This is a genomic window from Methylopila capsulata (assembly GCF_016907975.1).
Classification (GTDB): Bacteria; Pseudomonadota; Alphaproteobacteria; order Rhizobiales; family Methylopilaceae; genus Methylopila; species Methylopila capsulata.
Genome location: NZ_JAFBCY010000001.1, coordinates 66,494 through 84,183 on the forward strand (window position 1 = coordinate 66,494; position 17,690 = coordinate 84,183).

At 64.8% G+C, this 17,690-nt stretch carries 13 protein-coding genes and 1 tRNA gene; 7 read left to right on the forward strand and 7 right to left on the reverse strand.

Going from position 1 to position 17,690, the window contains the following annotated elements:
• Positions 1–70: 70 nt before the first annotated feature.
• The 3 genes from JOD31_RS00310 to JOD31_RS00320 all read right to left on the reverse strand — a co-directional run bounded on the left by JOD31_RS00310 (position 71) and on the right by JOD31_RS00320 (position 5,399).
• Entirely contained in the window at positions 71–901 is an 831-nt protein-coding gene (locus JOD31_RS00310) for a TrmH family RNA methyltransferase (protein WP_204948336.1), read from the reverse strand.
• Positions 902–1,285: 384 nt separating this feature from the next.
• Positions 1,286–3,046 carry a hypothetical protein gene (locus JOD31_RS00315; RefSeq protein WP_204948337.1) on the reverse strand — a complete coding sequence of 587 codons (1,761 nt, stop codon included), beginning with the start codon at positions 3,044–3,046 and terminating at the stop codon, positions 1,286–1,288.
• Between the two features lie 298 nt (positions 3,047–3,344).
• Positions 3,345–5,399, reverse strand: coding sequence for a DEAD/DEAH box helicase (locus JOD31_RS00320; protein WP_204948338.1), 2,055 nt, complete (start codon positions 5,397–5,399; stop codon positions 3,345–3,347).
• Positions 5,400–5,493: 94 nt separating this feature from the next.
• On the opposite strand from JOD31_RS00320, the gene JOD31_RS00325 reads away from it, so the two are divergent.
• Together JOD31_RS00325 and JOD31_RS00330 are read left to right on the forward strand one after the other, a co-directional pair.
• Positions 5,494–6,177: a ComF family protein gene (locus JOD31_RS00325; RefSeq protein ID WP_246482286.1), complete on the forward strand. Its 684-nt coding sequence runs from the start codon at positions 5,494–5,496 to the stop codon at positions 6,175–6,177.
• 4 nt (positions 6,178–6,181) lie between these two features.
• Positions 6,182–7,051 carry a helix-turn-helix domain-containing protein gene (locus tag JOD31_RS00330; RefSeq protein ID WP_204948339.1) on the forward strand — a complete coding sequence of 290 codons (870 nt, stop codon included), beginning with the start codon at positions 6,182–6,184 and terminating at the stop codon, positions 7,049–7,051.
• A gap of 176 nt (positions 7,052–7,227) precedes the next feature.
• Here the strand turns inward: JOD31_RS00330 and JOD31_RS00335 are convergent, their stop codons facing one another.
• The 4 genes from JOD31_RS00335 to JOD31_RS00350 all read right to left on the reverse strand — a co-directional run bounded on the left by JOD31_RS00335 (position 7,228) and on the right by JOD31_RS00350 (position 12,627).
• On the reverse strand, positions 7,228–9,231 hold the full coding sequence (locus tag JOD31_RS00335; protein ID WP_204948340.1) for a hypothetical protein: 2,004 nt from the start codon (positions 9,229–9,231) through the stop codon (positions 7,228–7,230).
• On the reverse strand, positions 9,170–11,098 hold the full coding sequence (locus JOD31_RS00340) for a coiled-coil domain-containing protein (RefSeq protein ID WP_204948341.1): 1,929 nt from the start codon (positions 11,096–11,098) through the stop codon (positions 9,170–9,172). The genes JOD31_RS00335 and JOD31_RS00340 overlap by 62 nt, the downstream gene beginning before the upstream one ends.
• On the reverse strand, positions 11,095–11,700 hold the full coding sequence (locus tag JOD31_RS00345) for a hypothetical protein (protein ID WP_204948342.1): 606 nt from the start codon (positions 11,698–11,700) through the stop codon (positions 11,095–11,097). Before JOD31_RS00345 ends, JOD31_RS00340 begins: the two co-directional genes overlap by 4 nt.
• Before the next feature lie 837 nt (positions 11,701–12,537).
• Positions 12,538–12,627, reverse strand: a tRNA-Ser gene (locus JOD31_RS00350).
• Between the two features lie 45 nt (positions 12,628–12,672).
• Here JOD31_RS00350 and JOD31_RS00355 point away from each other — a divergent pair.
• From JOD31_RS00355 to JOD31_RS00375, 5 genes are all read left to right on the forward strand, one after another.
• Positions 12,673–13,170, forward strand: a complete 498-nt coding sequence (locus tag JOD31_RS00355; protein WP_246482287.1) for a hypothetical protein — start codon at positions 12,673–12,675, stop codon at positions 13,168–13,170.
• A gap of 187 nt (positions 13,171–13,357) precedes the next feature.
• Complete coding sequence (locus tag JOD31_RS19595; RefSeq protein ID WP_204948343.1) at positions 13,358–14,662, forward strand: septal ring lytic transglycosylase RlpA family protein; 1,305 nt, start codon at positions 13,358–13,360, stop codon at positions 14,660–14,662.
• Between the two features lie 102 nt (positions 14,663–14,764).
• Positions 14,765–15,979 carry a D-alanyl-D-alanine carboxypeptidase family protein gene (locus tag JOD31_RS00365; protein WP_204948344.1) on the forward strand — a complete coding sequence of 405 codons (1,215 nt, stop codon included), beginning with the start codon at positions 14,765–14,767 and terminating at the stop codon, positions 15,977–15,979.
• On the forward strand, positions 15,980–16,630 hold the full coding sequence (tmk, locus tag JOD31_RS00370) for a dTMP kinase (protein WP_204948345.1): 651 nt from the start codon (positions 15,980–15,982) through the stop codon (positions 16,628–16,630).
• On the forward strand, positions 16,627–17,685 hold the full coding sequence (locus JOD31_RS00375; RefSeq protein WP_204948346.1) for a DNA polymerase III subunit delta': 1,059 nt from the start codon (positions 16,627–16,629) through the stop codon (positions 17,683–17,685). Before tmk ends, JOD31_RS00375 begins: the two co-directional genes overlap by 4 nt.
• The last annotated feature ends 5 nt before the right edge of the window (positions 17,686–17,690 follow it).

Genomic DNA, 17,690 nt, shown 5'->3' on the forward strand with positions numbered 1-17,690 from the left:
TTGAACCTTAGACGGCGGGGGTATGGGTTCCGGGACTTCGCCCGGAACGACCCCGCGTGCGTCCCGACCGTCAGCCCGCCGTCGGGGGCTTGCTCCGTCGCACGCAATGCAGCGCGATCGCCGCGGCGTTCGAGACGTTCAGGCTCTTGATGGCGCCCGGCATGTCGAGCCGCGCGAGCACGTCGCAGGTCTGGCGGGTGAGCTGACGCAGCCCCTTGCCTTCCGCGCCCAGCACCAGCGCCACCCCGCCCGAGCCGAGCGGCGTGTCGTCCAGCGTCGCCGGCCCTTCCGAGTCGAGGCCGATCCTGAGGTAGCCTCGCTCTTCCAGGTCTTCCAGGCCGCGGGCGAGGTTCTGGATCAGGATCAGCGGCACGTGCTCCAGTCCGCCGCTCGCGCTTTTCGCCAGCACGCCGGTCGCCTCCGGACTGTGGCGCGCGGTCGTGACGATGGCGTCCACCGCGAAAGCGGCGGCCGTGCGGACGATCGCGCCGACGTTGTGCGGGTCGGTGATCTGGTCGAGCACCAGCACGAGGCCGTCGGTCGGGATCGTCTTCAGCGTCGGGATGCGCAGCGCTTCGGCTTCGAGATAGAGGCCCTGGTGCACCGAGTCCGGCGTCAGCAGCCGGTCGATGGCGCCCGGCCGCACGATCTCCGGTTCCACCCGCGTCGGCACGTTCGCTTCCGCGAGCCGGGCGAGGGCGTTCTCGGTCGCCATCAGCTTGATGATCTTGCGCTTCGGGTTCGACAGCGCCTCGACCACGGAATGGAAGCCGTAGAGCGTGACGGGCCCGTCATGGTCGCGCGGGAAATCACGCGGGCCGTATTTCTGCGGTCCCGGCCGCGGGCCGCGTTTCTCCCACGGCTTGGAGGCGGCGTCGCGTGGCGGGCGGGGAGGGCGCATGGAGACCGATCAGCGGTTTGGAGTTCGCCCGGTCTCTTCTCACGTGCGCCGGGAGCTGGCAACGCACGCGGGGTCGGAGCGTGGAGGGCCGCAGGGGGCGCAGTCAGACAACCGCGGTGGCGGGCCATGCGAGATAGCGATGAGAACTATATCTACTCCATAGCCCTCTATACCCCACCTAAATAGGCACGTCTGCTTTCCACCCCATTTTTGGTCATTCAAGACTAGCTAGGGAATCTTCGAATGCAGCCATTCGCTTAGGAGGTGACAACAACGAATCCAAAGACCGACCACGAGTACCTACCAACTACCCACTGACGATCCTATTCCATGCGCTTGGGGGCGTCACAAATAATAGTCTTCCCTCCACGGATCGCTCCCCCGTCAGTTACCGCCCTTGTCGCCGCCCCGGCTGTGATCCAAGACGACAAGATCGGGTAGCCGGTGCTCAAAGACATCGAACGGATGCATGCCGTCCGCAACAAACGCATCAATCATCGCCTCGCGCTCAGGGTCGCTGCGCCAGCGGCCCTGCGGAAATTCGAGCAGCGGGCTAACCGTGACGGCCTCATAGGCAACGCTCAGCGAACCGAGCTGAAACTCGATCATTTTGGTAACCAGCGCCTCATCGGCATGTTCTGGGTAGGTCCGCAGCACATGCTGAATCAGAGCTAGGTCGCCATCGGAACGCCGTAGTAGCCGCTCGAGCGTGCGAAAATTGATCACCCTGGTGTTCTCGGCACCGAAGAACATGCCGGCATTGTCGGAGGTGATGATCAGGTGCTCGATTCCGACGACAAAGCCCTTGAAGTGCGGATGGCCTTCCTTCGGCAGCATCCGCGAGAGAAAACGCATGCCGTCCTCGGTTTGGATGAAGCGCTTCAGCACCTCCACCTGCCGGAAGGCCTTGGACACGCTATCCTTGTTGAGCACCTTGAGCTGATCCTTCGCCCAGCGCGGCGGCACTGGGCATTTCAGCTCGCACACGAACATCATATAGCCGAGCGTCGGCTCGACCGAGATTACAAGCAGGTCGATATCCGGCAACGTCGCGTCGAATTCGCGCAGCGACACTTCGCTGTGGCAGATGAAGCCCTCCGCCTCCCACGCCGACTTGACGCGTCGGACGAACGCGCTGCCGATCTCGTTGCTGACTTGCTCGAGGAAGGTGTTCGGGCGCCGCTGGGCGATGACGCGCAGCACGTTCACCAGCCCCTCCGCGATCGCGAAATGATGCGGCCGCATGACGATCCTGCCATCCGGCTCCCCCTCCCGCATCAGCGAGAAATAGCTCGCATCGACCCGTCCTGCCGTTGCGTCGCGGTCGTACACCATGTCCTTCAGGATCTTGCGCGTGGTATCAGGGCCGATGCCCAGATCCTCCTCGATCCCGTGGAGCAGATCTGTTTCCGGCATGTAGACGGCGCCGACCGCGTCCTGCGCGCGCGCAAAATAGCGGTGGTAGAGCGCCTTCATCAGCAGCATTCGGTAGACGCTCAGGAACTGCTCGTAGGTGTATCCACCCAGATCGATCTGGCTGTCGGGCGATATCAGGGAAAAATAGGCAGCGAGCTTGAGATCAGCCTCTCCGCGTATCAGCGGCTCGGCCGTTTCCAGATTGGACGTGACTACGCCCTCCGGCTCATCCTTGAGCAGGCGCAGAATCTCTTCCGAGTGGTTGAAGTCGCGGAAGTGATGCTTCGACCCGAGCAACTGATCATTGTGGACCGTGAAAAACTGCCGCGGGATCGATTTGTCCGCGAACCGAATCTCGACCCGTCCGTTCTGAAACGACCAACTCATCGCGCCGGCAACATTGTACGAGTAATATAGGTACTCGCGGATCATGTAGAAATGCGACGCGAAGACGAGGTCCTCCATCATCTGTCTCTGGTCGGTCTCGCGTTCGATATCCGACGCGGCACCATCCTCGCCCGAAACGAAGCGGTCCGCGAGTATCGAATAGCCGCGATCAATGTAGCCCACCTCATCGATACCCTTCTTGAGGGCGCCGATCTCGTGAAGCTCCGACGCGAGTCGGAGCGCGCTGGTGCCTGACCAGCCTCGCGTTGGAAGCGCGTCAAGCGCCGCATCCAGCTGGCGCTCGAAATCCTGCACCTGCTTTTTCAGTTCCCGATCCATCATCGCCCAGCTTCGTGTTGGTCGCGCGCTAGGTTTACATGCACGCAGTCATGAAGGTCCCGCACTTCAGGTCCCGGGCGGTGACATGCCGAACCCTTCGTAGATGCCCTTTAACTTGGCCCAAGCCGCATCGAGCATGGGCTTTGCGGCGTCACGGCTATAGCTGTAGTCATCGTTGGTCGCGTTTGTGCGAACAACGAGACACCACTCGCCCTTCGCAATGACGTGTGAGCTATTCCTCCGGCATTTGCGCTGGCGCTGTGCCTGCTCAATCTTCACGTCGATCAGAATGTCCCTGACTTTAGCCATCCTTCTTCCCCTTCAGGGCGTCGCGCACACTGTCTCCCAGCATGTCGAGCGCAGCCAGTGCGTCCTCGTTGTCGCCTGCGTCAGGCGCCTTACGGCTCCCAGATTTGATCCCGAGATGTTCGTTGATCGCCTTGTTCAGCAGCGACGTAACGGCAGCCCGGTTATCACGCCCTGCGACGGTCTTATCGCGCTGGCCGACTTCTCGGCCGGCGGGCGAGAGTTTCAGATCCTTGAGAATGCGGGCGACGACGGAGCCCGTGCGTTCGGAGAGTCGCTTGCGCGCGCCAACCCGCCGCGCCTGCGGCTGCACCGGAAGGTCGCCCGCACTGCTGACTTGGGACAGCTCTTCCTGCTTTCGGCGCAGCGTCTCCCTGAGCTTGTCCTTCGCGATGACGTCGCGCAGGCGCAGGCCCGCGCCGATCTCATGGTCCAGCATCTCTTCCAGAACGCGATCATCTTCTGGATCAAGGAACGACCGATTGATGAACGAGCCGACGATCTCGTTATCGACCAGCATCCCGATGTCGAAGCGACGAGGCTCGCCCGATCCGTCGCCATCGCCATTCTCGTCACCGGCCTCCAGCCACTTCTTGACCATCGCCTGGTCATCGAAATCGAGTTCGCGGAAATCGTCCCAATGGGCGTCGGTGTTCAAGCCCACATGGGAGACCACGAAGGCGTGGTTGTCCGGGTGGTCGGGCTTCGCCTCATGGACGACGCGCATCACGCGCCCGACGAACTGGATGTAAGGCGACAAGCTTGCGAACGGCCGGAAGATGGCCGCCACGCTCAGGGGCGGATGATCGAAGCCTTCGCCGAGCATCTGCACCTGCACGATGCAGTCGAGCTTGCCGCTGCGCAGATCGGCAAGAACCGCGTCCTGCTTGTCTCGATCCATCTCACCGTAGATTTCGGCCGCCTTCAGGCCCCGCTCTTCATACAGCCCGCGCACCTGGCGGGCATGGTCGACTGAACAGGCGACGGCGATAATCTGGTGGCGGAAACCGCTGCGCTCACGCAGCTCCTGGAGGTATTTGATGCTGGCGTCGACGATGTGGCGATTGCACTCCGGCGCCAACGCGACACCACGTCGAAACCATGCATGTTCCCGCAAGGCCATCACCTCCTCCAAGGTGTGCCGTTTCGTATCGTCGCGGTAGGTGAAGGACAGCTCTGACGGCGCGACGTTCCGGGAGTGGATTTGCTTGATGTACCCCTTCACCATCGCCCGGGTGAAGGGGTAGCGATAGATCACTTTGCCGACCGGCCGCGTTCCGTCACCCCGGAACGGCGTCGCCGTCAAGCTGACGACCTTGGCGTTCGGAAAACGATCGAAGACCTTCGCCCAGCTCGGGGCCACGTTGTGGTGGCCCTCGTCGATCATGATCATGTCGAAATAGTTCGGTGGAAACTGCGGGAGCCAGCGATCGGCCGAGCTAGCCAATTGGTGGATGTTGGTCACGACGAACTGGCTCGCGTTGCAGTCGTGGAGATTGGCGTCGACGCCATCCAAGACAGCCCGGAATGGCCCCGCCGAAAAATCGTGGAGCGCCCCCGTTCTCCGCCAGAAATTCTTCGGGTTGCTGATGTCGAGCGACTCCGCGACGCCCGACCGGATCGTCAAATTCGGTGTGATGACGAGCGCGCGGCCTTTGGCGACGCCGAAGGGCAATGTCGCAATGACGCCGGTCTTTCCGCACCCGACAGGAATCTGCAGGATCACCGGCTCGTTCGAGGCTTCGAAGTGGGTCCGTACTGCCCGGTGGGCGCCCTGCTGCGGCTCGCGGATCTTGGGGTTCGCCTCAATGTCCGCGGTAAGGGTCTGAAACATGTGGTCTGGCTCGTCGGCAGCCTGTTCGGCTCGCCGATACTCGAGCCGGAAGGGTTCAAGATCGGGTCGCCGATAGAAGCGATAGCCGCTTCCCGGACGACGCACCGGCTTGAGCTTGTCGGAGGCATCCCACCGTCGAAGCGTGTCCTTCGAGACACCGACATACTCGGCGGCCTCGGCAAGGGTTAGGAAATCAGGGGCATCATTCTGTGACATACCGCAACCTTATGCAACAGTATGCATTCAGTCAAGCCTCTAGGCAACGCTTCTCGCGCACTTGGGAGCTTCGGATGCCATTAAGGACGCTGCCATGAAGCTCTTGCGCCCATACAATATTTTGTATAAATCTATCGTGGCCCCGCAGGCAGCGTTCCGGAGGAGCCTGCAAGGAACACTTTTCGTCATGCAGGTTCAGGTTCGAAAACTCGAAGGCAGTTGGGATCTCGGTTACGCGCTCCACAAGCATACGCTGTCGAGCGTCTACCTAGGCGACGACGAATACGGCCACCCTCGATTTGACACGACGCGCTCAGAGCCCGGCGAGGCGCTATACCAGCTTAAATATCGAGCCGATTGGAATCAGGTGCAGCCGCTCGCAGCGCAAGTGCAGCAATCCTTGCTGCCGTTGTTCGGCAAGATCGACCTGATTATCCCGATGCCCGCCTCAACGGTGCGTGCGCGCCAGCCAGTCAGTGAGATCGCCAACGAACTCGGCAAACTGACGAAAACGCCAGTGTTCGACGACATCATCGTCAAGGCGCCCGCGCCCGAAGGCAGCTCGCAACTCAAGAACCTGCACGGCCGCGAGGCGAAGGACGCCGCATTGGAGGGACGGTTCAGCATCAACCCGTCCATCACCAACGAAGGGTGCTGGAACGCGCTTGTCCTTGACGATCTCTTTGACACTGGCGCCACGATGGACGCCGTCTGCAAAACGCTGCGCACGTACAAGAAGATCAACCACGTCTACACCGCTTCGATCACATGGAAGTAATGCCATGACCACTGTCTTCATCGCCGGATCAATCTCCATCAACCGCCTACATGAGAAGGTGGCGGATAGGATCAACAAGATCGTGTCTTCAGACTTCAACGTCGTGGTCGGAGACGCCGATGGCGCCGATACCTCAATTCAGGAATGCCTCCATCGGTACCAAGCCGGAAAGGTGACCGTGTATTGCACCGGGGACTCGCCCCGGAACAATGTCGCAGAATGGCCGGTCCACAGGGTCGTCTCGAAGGCGAAGGCGGGCACGCGCGCCTATTTTACCGCCAAAGACCTGGAGATGGCGCGCCACAGCGACTATGGCCTCATGGTCTGGGATTGCAAAAGCACCGGCACGCTCAGCAATGTCATCGAGCTTCTTCGAGAAAAGAAGAAGTCCGTGGTCTTCGTGAACAAGAACAAGGATTTTGTCACCATATCGGACAAGGACGGCTTGGAGCGCCTTGTCGCCTTCATGTCGGATCATGCTCGCGCAAAGGCAGAAGAGAAGATTGGCCTCACCGCGAAGATCGCCAACATCGCCCACGAACAATTCTCGCTGGACATCGGTGCGAACAGCGAATGGTCAGCAAGCCCGGTGAAGGATCTGGAGCCGTCAGCACCAGCCGAGGCGAGCCCGGAGCAGACCGAGAGCGTAAAGTTACGCGCGGCGCTCATGACGGCGCTCAAAGAGCATATTTCCCGCGCGCATCTCAGCCAGTCTCAAGCGGCCAAAGTCTTTGGGGTGACCCAGCCGCGGATCTCAGACCTTACGCGTGGTAAGGTCGACCTGTTCGGCCTCGACGCGTTGGTTAACATGGCCGCTACGGCGGGCTTGCGCGTGGAGATGCACGTTCGCGAACCTCGCGTCACTGTCGGCTGACACTGTTCGAGTCGGTTAGTAATGTTAGTCTGGGTGCCTCTGGGTTGCTCAGATTCATATTGATCTTGAGCATGCTCTATAGCGGTATAGCTGCCACACAAACGTTCGGGCGGGCACGCCGAGTATTGGTTTATTCGCCCAGATGCGAACGTGCGATGCCTTGAGGAAAATCCGCTCTAGCGAAGCGCAGATGGGGATCTCAGGCGGCCGGGAACCCTGAAGACGATGAGATGCCGGGCGAGCGCACCACCTTCGGGAACATAAGCGCTATGCCAGAGGCACTCTTCTATGCTCGGCACCGGCCCTGGCCGATCGACGAGTTCGAGTGCGCCGAGAAATCCGAGCCGGACATTGGCCGCTTGGTAACTGGTTGCCTGCGCCAGGTAGCGATTGGCAGCCTCGGGTGAAAACGCGCCCTCGTGCTTTTTGAGCTCGATAACGAAAGCCGGGCCACCTAGACTGATATAGAGATCTGTCCGGCCAGTCGCGACGCCGCGCACTTCGGACAGCACCTCCGCACCGACGAGATTGCCCTTGAGGAAGTCGCGGAGGTCTGCCTGGAGGTCGGCCTCGCTCGGATCCGAGGCGCGCAGATAGGCGCCGCGCGCGCCGAGATCGCGTATCTCGGCATTCTGCCGGTCACTGCAAAACATCAAAATCTGTTGGAGTACGGCGTCGAATGCCTGCTGGATCTCGCCTGTATATTCGCTGCTGGCGGCCAGTTGATCACGCAACGACGCCAGCACACGTTGCAGGACTGGATTGGCAAGCACGCGGCCGTGCGCGACATGGCTGGCGAGCCCGACCTCAAGCGATCGTGCCATGTCAGAGGGAATCTGCTCGGTCGAGGCGCCCTCGGGGAGAATGCGCGCGAGCAGCGGATATTGCTCATTCTCCCTGGCTTTTCCCGGCCCGGCACCGGCGCGGTGAGCCTCATCCAATCCGGCGCGAAGATTTTGCGCGATCGTTCGCTGTGCATCAGGCCATTGGCCCTCGCTGAGCAGATCGTCGAGATGGCCCGCGAGGCCGCGTTCGCGCAGGAAAGAGGCCTCGACCCGGGGACGCAATACGAGCCGTAGCCCGTCGCCGTGGGCGATGGTACAACTTGCGTCATAGACGGCGAGGATGCGATCCATGGTCGTGGCGGCATTGATCCAGCTCGGACGGGCAAGATCGTCGGCCGCGCGTTGGACCGTGCGCGCGAGTTCAAACCATTCAATATCCACGTCCTGACGAGGCGCGAGCCATGGCACCACGTGGCCGGTGCGTAGCACCACTGCACGATCTCGCGCGGCTGTCACCAGATCGGTCAGCGTCGCCTGCATCTCCGCAACGCTCCGGTTCGCCGCAAAGCCGAGAACGAGATCAATCGCCGATCGATAGGCGCGTGCGTCCGACCGATCATCATCGACCTCGCGCGCCCGTTCGAAAAGCAGCCGTGCCGTGCCTAGGCCGGCAAGGATCGTTGCCATATCCTTGCCGTCGAGCGCACGCGCCAGATGTGCGAGGCCGAGCTCGAACGCCGCTTCGCTTTCTGCTTCCTCGTTGTCGAGCAGCCGGTGGAGCATCGTCAGCAGATCGTCATCACCCCATGCATGGAAGGCGGCCCCGCCAATCTTTGCGACATGTTGCGCGAAGGAACCCGGCACATCGGATGCGACCTCGGTGAGCTCGAGTAGGGGCCGGTGACGGCTCACATCGCCTTCCAGCGCGAGACGGAAAAGGCCTTCGAGCGCATAGGCAGCAATCAGCGTCTCGCGCTCGGTCGCGCGTTCCCGAATTCGCCGCGTGAAGATCGCAACGACAGCCTGGGCGATGGCAGCACGCAGCGTCGTGCTCCTAATGAGCCGGTCGATCGCGTCGCGGAAGGATTGCGGATCGCGTGCCACAGCGAAACCGCCCACCAGAAAATCATGCAGCCGCGCGCCTTCGGTGGGCGGGGCCGCACTGACCATGTCGGCGAGAATGTCAAGGAAGGGCGCCGCTTGGAGCCGATCAGCGTCGGCGAGGATTTCATCCACGCCGCCAAGATCGTCGACCGTGATCGGCTGGCTCTCCGCCAACCGCGCCTCGAGAAGATCAAGCGCGCTCATGCTGAAGAGCGCGACGGCGACAGCGCTACCATAGATAATCATCGCCCGTCGCGGACCGGCACCATTGCTCGCCGAGCCGATCGACAATCGCGCTGGCATTGGCGCTCCCGATGATGATCTGCAGTCCCTCGGTTTCCCGCGAAATCGCCTGAAGCTCGCTCAGTACGGCGGTCAGGTCATCGGGACTCACTTCTTCAGCAGCTGGGGAATCGACGATCAGGAGACCGGGATGGCGACCGAGGCCCCGTTCCCGACCGACACGAAGCAGAGCCACCGCAGTCGCGATCCGCAGCCGCAGTCGCTCGCCCGCCGTCACCTTGCTGAAGCTGGTCGGCTCGCCGCCCTTGGTCAGAAGGAGAGAGGCGTTGGTGTTGAGCTTGACCTCCTCCAGCATCTGCACGCCGAGCCGCTGTCCCAGCGCGAGAATCTCCGCGTTCAGCCGATCGAGGATGTCGCCGCGACCAGCCTTATAGGCTTTGTCTGCCTCTGCGTGAGCCGCGCTGACGAGCGCTACGTCGGGAGAAACGGCGACGGGTGTCGCAGGCGCGTGGCGCTCCTTCAGAGCGCCTTCCAGTCGCGCGACCTCGAGTTCTGCCTTGCGGCGCTGTTCGAACGTGGCGCTCGTCGCCGCCTTGGTGAGTGCCTGGCGTGCCTCTTCGAGCTCGGCGCTGCTCGCCTTCGACTGCCCCCCGAGTGCCTTGGCGTTGGCACGCGCGCGACCGGCGGCAGCCTTGGCAGCCGCTAAACGCTGTTCGCTCGCGTCCAGCCCCTCGCTTGCGCCCTCCATCTCGTCGATCGGGATATCCTCGGCGCAGAGCGAACAGCTCAGATCAGCGCTTTCGCGCTTCAGCCGTTCGCCCGACACGCGCGTCTCGCAACGCGGGCAGCAAACAGGCTGCAGGCCGTTGAAGAATTGCGTCGCGACGATGTTCTCCCGCAGATCACGCACCGCCCGCTCGTCCGCGGTCGCGAGGCGTTCCAGTTCGGTTGCTTCGGTCTCGGCGCGGGCTAGGCGCTGCGCGAGATCGAGAGCAATCGGCGAAAGGCGGGCGACCTCGCCGGCAAGTCGCTCGAGCTCGGCGGCCGTACCGGTCGCCGGCGCGAAACCTTCGAGAATCTTCTTCGCTACCTGGAGTTCGCGGTCGATTCGTGCGCGTGCCGTCTCCGCGTCTTTCGTGGCCATCGTGGCAGCCTTGGACGCTTTCTCGGTCTCCTGGTCGAGTTCGCGCTTTGCCGTGCCCGCCTGCATGACCGTCGTCGCCCAGGGCATGCCAATATACATCTGCAGCATCCGCGCGGGCAGGCCGGCCATTTGGACGTCGCCGAGCAACTGCTTGTGGTCGCCGCCAAAATAGAGACCGCCCGAGAGCGCGGCCCAACCATGCTCGACGACCTGGCGCTCGTCTTCCTTACCCTGCATCGCCGTGATCGGGTCGAGATCGAGCGTGTTCATCATGAAGCGCGACATCGCGGCCTCGAATCCCTCGTCCGACATGAAGCGGTCCAACTCGTCAATCTCGCCCGACACGCGGCGACGCGCCAGGCTGCCGCGCGGAACACGCTCCTCGACCGCAAACTCCACCACGTAATGCTGATCATCGACATCGAATTCGACGCACACCGAGGACAACCACCGGCGCACATCGTCCTGCAGGCCCTTGGGTGTGCCTCGCAGCGCCCACAGCAGGATCTCCAGCACGGTCGATTTGCCACGGAGGTTACGTTCGCTCGTTACTGCCCAGACGCCGGCGGCAAGGTCTGACCAGTCGAAGTCGATCGGACCTTGTGCGGTTCCGCGCTTCTCTCCCTTGAAAGCAATGCGCCGCACTGTCAGCTTTCGTGCGGGACGCAGGGGCCGGTCCGCCGTGATCCCTCGCTTGCGTAGAGCCAACTCCGCTTCTGCGGGGCGCATGCCTGCCTTTTCCGCGACCGTCTCCAGCCAACCACTGCTCATTCGCCGAGCCCTTCCAAGATTGCCGCGAGCCGTGCCAGCACCCGATCGGTGACCGGCTGGATCAAATGGCTAAGTTCCGTTCCCGCATATTCAGCCTGTAGATACTGTCGGTCCTTCAACGCCTTGCCGCCCTGTTCACCCGCCACCCGCGCCACGATACAGGCACGATCGCGATACCAGCCAAGCTCGGGCGCTGCAGCGGCGATCCGCCCCAGCGCGTCTTCGCCTGCGCTGGTCAACAGATAGAGATGCTCGCGGATCTTGCCGGGAACACCGTCACGCTTGATCCGAATGAGGTCTGCTGCCCTCAGGATAGCCAGCGCATTGTCGAGCGGTTCGAACGCCCCGAACAGATAGCGTACCATCGGCAGGCGCCGAAGATCGGGTTCGCGATCATCGAATATACGCTGTGCGATCGTCAGCAGATCGCGTTCGCCGGACGTCTCGAATTCCGTCAGGAGTTCGTTGGCGAGGTAATCGGGATTGCGCATCCAGAAGTCGAGAGCCTGCAGGCGCGACTGGGAGTGCAGGACGCACACAACATCGCTTCCCCAGCGGCTTGCATCATTTGCGTCGCCGGCCGCCTGAATGCAGGCGAGCAAGCGAATGGCTGTTTGTCTTTCGCTGGCAACAGCTATTTCTGTCACTTCAAATTCACCCTGCTGTCGATCTTCGTCAACTTGCCTCGCCGGCCCCCACTTTTCTTATGTACCCGATTGCTCGGTAAAGACTAGTCGCAGCAGCTATGCTCCACGCGCAATAAATTATCGAGATTTGAGTTGGCGGTGCTGAGTATCGCTCGCCTGGATGGCGTCTGCTAGGGATGAGCCGTGAATGGATGGCGGCCTTCAGAACGCTTGATTGCAGCACCAAAACGCCAGCATGTCAGCGGTAGTCGTCGGCGCTGGCACATGAATAATCGACGGTTATCAAGAGGCCCAGCTAAGCCGCTGAATGAAGGCCATTTGGGTGGAGACGGCCCGTTTAGGAAAATCGGCAGGGTGCCAGAGACGACGTCCACCCTTCTGTAGCCATTGCCGCGCTGATCCATGGGGCCACCTCACCGGGAGGCCCGCTGCAATACCATAGGATCGAGTCGGCTTCTTCTCGCACCCAAGCGACCAGTTCCGCAGCCTGGCGTGAAGCATAGGAAACGACCGCCCCATTTGCCGCGTGCCAATGAATTCCGGCGAGCGCTGACCAACGATCAACGCCGCATGCGCCATCCGCTCTCACCTCTTCGCCAACGGCGCGATCTATGGTGGTTTCGAATTCCTTAATCGCTCGCTGCAGGCGCTGGCTGGGTACACCCGCGAAATCGGCTTTGTCGAAAAAGGGAAAAATGAACCTCCTGCGGCCCCGCTCTATTTGATCGGAGCGCTTTTTGTGCGGGAAACGGCGGTGTTTGGCGTTCTTAAATAGGGCGGGAATAGGAAGATTGGCGGAAGGGGTGGGATTCGAACCCACGGTGGAGTCGCCCCCACGGCGGTTTTCAAGACCGCTGCCTTAAACCGCTCGGCCACCCTTCCGCGGACGCCAGACGCCGCCGATCGGGGCGCTGAGGCGGCGCGATGATGGCGGAGACGGCGCTGCGCCGCAACACCGGCGAGCGGCGCGACAACCGAAACGCGGCCGTCTGCGTATCTCCCGACACAAGCCTTAACGCGCCACGTGGCGGGAGTTTCGAAATGCGCGCAGCGTCCCTCATTGCCGGGCTCTTTTGCGTCCTGGCCGGCTCAACCGTGCACGCGCAGGACCTCGCCGGCGACGCGCTGTCCGAAACCATCGCCGGCCGCACGGTCTATCTTGCCACGCCGCTCGGCGGCGAGTTTCCCCTGAACTACCGGAAGGACGGCGTCGTCGACGGTTCCGGGGACGCGGTCGGGCTCGGGCGCTTCATGCAGCCGAAGGACAGCGGTCGCTGGTGGGTCGACGGCCCGAAACTCTGCCAGAAGTGGCGGACCTGGTACGACGGCAAGGCGTTTTGCTTCACCGTCGCGAGCCTCGGCGGCGACAAGATCGCCTGGGTTCGCGACGACGGCCTGAAAGGCACGGCGCGCATTGCGAGATGATCGGAAGCAAATGTGGCGCAAACGCCCCACTCTTGCCTTTTTTACGAAGCTTCGTTCATAACTGTGATCCCGGCGCGCCACTGACGCGCCATCTAACGGGGGCGGGCGGCGCGAAGGCGCTGACGGACGTGGAGGCGCTTTACGCGCGGCCGCGTCTGCGTCCCCGGCGCATGCAAGGACGGACGGCATGAACGACGCAGCGACGGTCACCCCAGCGCAGAACCGTCGATCGGTCGTTCCATTCGCCTTCCGCATTCCTCAGGTCGCCGCCATCGCGGCCTGCGCAGCTCTCGCCGCCTGCTCGGCGCAGACGCAGGCGCCTAAGACCGCAGCCGTCGCGCCGACCGTCGATCCCGTGCTCGGCGTCGCCACGAGCCCGCAGGTGGTCGCCGCCGGGAAGCCCGTGCCGAAAGGCGGCGGGGTCTACAGCGTCGGCAAGACGTACCAAGTCGCCGGCAAGGTCTATTCGCCGGCGACGCGCAAGCCCGGTCCGGTCGGCGTCGGTCTGGCGTCCTTCTATGGCGCCCGTTTTCATGGCCGCCGCACGGCCAACGGCGAGGTCTTCGATTCGGCCGCGCTCAGCGCCGCTCACCCGTCGCTGCCGCTGCCGTCGTATGTCCGCGTGACGAACGTCACCAACGGGCGATCCGTCGTCGTGCGCGTCAACGACCGCGGACCGTTCCACAAAGGCCGGCTCATCGACGTCTCGCAGCGCACCGCCGACGTGCTCGGCTTCCGCCGCGCGGGCGTCGGGGCGGTCAAGATCGACTATGTCGGGCTCGCCCCGCTTGCCGGCACCGACGATCGCCAGTTGCTCGCGACCTACAAGGAGTTCGGCCGGCCGGCGGCGCCCGAGGGCGTGCAACTCGCCAGCCTGAAGCCGGTGTCGGACTCCGAACTGCTGGGTCGCGCCGCGCCTTCCGCCGGCCTGACGGTCGTCGCCAGCGCCGAGGCTCCGGCTCCCCAGGTCGAGACCAATCTGACCACGGCTTACGCTCCGGCGCAGGCGGCGGTCCCGCTGCCGATCCCGGCGGCGAAGCCGACCGTCGTCGCCCGGCAGGCCGCGCCTGCGGCTTTGGCTGTAGCCGCGAAGGCCGAACCGCGCATCGCAGCCGCGTCGCAGGTCGTCCCGGAGCCGAAGGCCAGGCTGGCGGACGTGAAGCCGCTCGACGCCAAGGCGCCCGAGAGCAGGGCCGACGTCCGGCTCGCGACGACGACACAGCCGGCCCCGGCCATGCGGGCGTCCGCGCCGAAGGTCGTGGCGAAGCGTGTGGTGAAGCCGACGGAGGAGCCGGTGCTTGCCGCCGTCGCGCCTCAGCTGTCCGGAGCCGAGACGCCTGAGGAAGCCGCCCCCGTGCTTCGGCCCGCGCAGAACCCCGCGGTGGCCGCGCGGATCGCCGCGAGCTTCGAAGGCTTTGGCGACACGCCGGCCTTTGTCCGCAGCCAGGAGCCGAACCTCGGCGCCGCCAACGCGTACTCCAATCTCCGCTAACCCTGTCGCGCGGCGTGAACGTCGCGCGGGCTCCGATCGATTGTGCCCCCGCGGCCTCCGACGTATCGTGAGGTTCGACTGGCGCGAACGGCGGGCGTGACGATGTTGATCAGGATCTTGGCCGGGATTGCGTCGCCGCTGAGAGGCGTCTGCGCGGGTCTTGCGTTGACTGCGCTGGCCGGCGGTGAAGCCGAGGCCGCGTCCGCCGCCGCGAAGGATTTCAAGACCGCCGCGCCGATCGCCTACCTCTACGACGTGACCTCCGGCTCCGTGCTCTACGCCAAGCAGGCCGACCTGCCGTCGCCGCCTGCGAGCCTGGCCACGCTGATGACCGTTGAGCTGGCGTTCCAGGCGCTCGACGACGGGCGACTGAAGCCGGACCAGACGTTCAAGATCACCGAAGACGCCTGGCGACGGGGCGGCGCCCCCTCGCGCGGCTCGGCGATGTTCGCCAAGCTCAACTCCGAGGTCGCCGTCGCCGATCTGCTGCGCGGCGTCATCGTGCAGTCCGGCGGCGACGCCGCGATCACGCTCGCGGCCGGCCTCGCGGGGTCCGAGCCGGCCTTCGCGGAGCTGATGAACGCCCGCGCCCGGGAACTCGGTCTTGCGCGTTCGACCTTCCGCAACGCGACCGGCCAGCCCGACCCTGAGCAGCGCATGACGGCGCGCGACGTGGCGAGGCTGGCCGAGCATCTCGTCCGATCCTATCCCGACCGCTACCCGACGTTCCGGGAGCCCGAATTCACCTGGAACAAGATCTCCCAGCGCAATCGTAACCCTTTGCTCGCGGACTACGCCGGGGCCGATGGCCTGAAGACCGGCTGGACCGAGGACGGCGGCTTCAGCCTCGCCGGCTCCGCGTTCCGCGACGGGCGCCGCCTGATCGTGGTGCTGATGGGACTGGAGACCGCGAAGGCGCGCTCGGAAGAGGCGAAGAAACTGCTGGACTGGGGCTTCTCCGCCTTCGAGGAGCGGCAGATCTTCGCCGCCGACGAGGCCGTCGCTGAGGCGCGGGTCTTCGGCGGCGAGCGCCGCTACGTGCCGCTGGTGGCCTCGGGTCCGGTCGCGCTGCTGACGCCGAAGGGCGACGACGCCCGGATCGTGGCGCGGGTGAGCTACGACGGGCCGCTGCAGGCCCCGATCGCGCGGGGCACGCGCGTCGGCACGCTCCGGGTGTGGCGAGGCGAGACGCTGACCGTCGAGACCGCGCTGACCGCTTCGGAGGACGTCGCCGTCGGCGATCTCGGCCGCCGCGCGGTCGACGGCGCCCTCGAACTCGTCGGCGATCTCTTCGGCCAGGTGGCCGCGAAGATCTGAATGCGCGGACGCTTCATCACGTTCGAAGGCGGCGAGGGGGTCGGGAAGTCGACCCAGCTCAAACGTCTGGCGGCGGCTCTCGAGCGGCGGGGCGTCGAGGTGATCGTCACGCGCGAGCCGGGCGGCTCGCCGCGCGCCGAGGCGCTGAGGGATGTGCTGCTCTCAGGCGGCGCCAAGCGTTTCGGTCCGCTGGCGGAGACGGTGCTGGTCGCGGCGGCGCGGGCCGACCATGTGGAGCGCACCATCCGCCCGGCGCTCGACCGCGGCGTCTGGGCGCTGTGCGACCGCTTCATCGATTCGACCCGCGCCTATCAGGGCGTGCTCGGAGGGGTCGAGCCGGAGCTGATCCGCGCCTTCGAAACGCTCGCGGCGGGCCAGACCATGCCGGACCTGACCTTGATCCTCGACGCTCCGGCCGCGATCGGCCTCGAGCGCGCGAAGCTGCGGGCCGGCGCGCTCGCCACCCCCGATCGGTTCGAGGCGGAGGACGGCTCGTTCCACGAGCGCCTGCGCCGCGCCTTCGTGGAGATCGCGCGCGCCGAGCCCGAGCGCTGCCTGCTGATTGACGCGGGCGGCGACGCCGACGTGGTGGAGCGGCGGGTGTGGGAAGCGGTCGAGCGCCGGCTGTTCATGGCGGGAGCCGTCCAATGAGCGACGCCGACGGCGTTCCCGAATCCGACCGTCGCGAGGGCTGCCCGCACCCACGCGAGACCGAGGGGCTGGTCGGCCATCGGGCCGCCGAAGATGAGCTTGCGGCGGCCTACGGCTCGAATCGCATGCACCACGCCTGGCTGGTCGCGGGGCCTGAGGGGATCGGCAAGGCGACGCTCGCCTACCGTCTCGCGCGTTTCGTGCTGGCGCACCCCGACCCGGCCGAGGCTGCGGGCGCCGCCTCGCTCGCCGTGCCGAGGGATCATCCCGCGGCGCGCCGCGTCGCCCGGCTGTCGCACCCCGATCTTCTGGTGCTGCGCCGCGGTTGGAACGCGGACCGCAAGGCGTTCTACGGCGACATCCGGGTCGACGACGTGCGGCGGGCCACCGGGTTCTTCGGGTCCACGGCGGGCGAGGGCGGCTGGCGCGTCGCGATCGTGGACACCGCCGACGACATGAACGGCGCCGCGGCGAACGCCTTGCTCAAGGTGCTGGAGGAGCCGCCGCCGCGAGCGATCTTCGTCCTGCTCTCCGCCGCGCCGCGCGGCCTGCCTGCGCCGGTGCGCTCGCGCTGCCGGGCCCTGACCTTGGCGCCGCTCGCCTCGTCCGAAGTGCGGACCGTGCTCGGCGGCCTGCCCGAGATCGCCGAAGAGCACGACGACGAGGCGCTCGACACCGCCGCGGCCCTCAGCGAAGGCAGCGTCGCCCACGCCCTGTCGCTGCTCGCCAGCGACGGCGCGTCCCTGCACCGCGTCGTCTCCGGCCTGCTCGATCGGCTCCCGGATGTCGACGTCAAGGCGAGCCACGCACTGGCCGAGGATCTCGCCAAGCGGGGCGCCGAGCAGCGGTTCGGCCTGTTCGTGTCGCTGGTCGGGGACTGGCTTCACGCCCGGGTGCGCGCTGGCGCCGCGGCGGGGGAAGCGCGCCTTGCGCGGTTTGCGGAGGTGTGGGAAAAAACCGCCCGCGCCGCGCGGGACATCGAGACCTTCAACCTCGACCGCCGGCCCTTCGTTCTGGAGACGCTCGCCCAACTCGCCGGCCTCGCGCGCCGCTGACAGCG

Bases quoted from the DNA above. Each gene is read 5' to 3' on its own strand.
- JOD31_RS00330 (WP_204948339.1), top strand. From the start codon at position 6,182: ATGACCACTGTCTTCATCGCCGGATCAATCTCCATCAACCGCCTACAT.
- JOD31_RS19595 (WP_204948343.1), top strand. From the start codon at position 13,358: ATGAACGACGCAGCGACGGTCACCCCAGCGCAGAACCGTCGATCGGTC.
- JOD31_RS00340 (WP_204948341.1), bottom strand. From the start codon at position 11,098: ATGAGCAGTGGTTGGCTGGAGACGGTCGCGGAAAAGGCAGGCATGCGC.
- JOD31_RS00315 (WP_204948337.1), bottom strand. From the start codon at position 3,046: ATGATGGATCGGGAACTGAAAAAGCAGGTGCAGGATTTCGAGCGCCAG.
- JOD31_RS00375 (WP_204948346.1), top strand. From the start codon at position 16,627: ATGAGCGACGCCGACGGCGTTCCCGAATCCGACCGTCGCGAGGGCTGC.
- JOD31_RS00325 (WP_246482286.1), top strand. From the start codon at position 5,494: ATGAAGCTCTTGCGCCCATACAATATTTTGTATAAATCTATCGTGGCC.
- tmk (WP_204948345.1), top strand. From the start codon at position 15,980: ATGCGCGGACGCTTCATCACGTTCGAAGGCGGCGAGGGGGTCGGGAAG.
- JOD31_RS00365 (WP_204948344.1), top strand. From the start codon at position 14,765: ATGTTGATCAGGATCTTGGCCGGGATTGCGTCGCCGCTGAGAGGCGTC.
- JOD31_RS00320 (WP_204948338.1), bottom strand. From the start codon at position 5,399: ATGTCACAGAATGATGCCCCTGATTTCCTAACCCTTGCCGAGGCCGCC.
- JOD31_RS00310 (WP_204948336.1), bottom strand. From the start codon at position 901: ATGCGCCCTCCCCGCCCGCCACGCGACGCCGCCTCCAAGCCGTGGGAG.
- JOD31_RS00355 (WP_246482287.1), top strand. From the start codon at position 12,673: ATGGCGGAGACGGCGCTGCGCCGCAACACCGGCGAGCGGCGCGACAAC.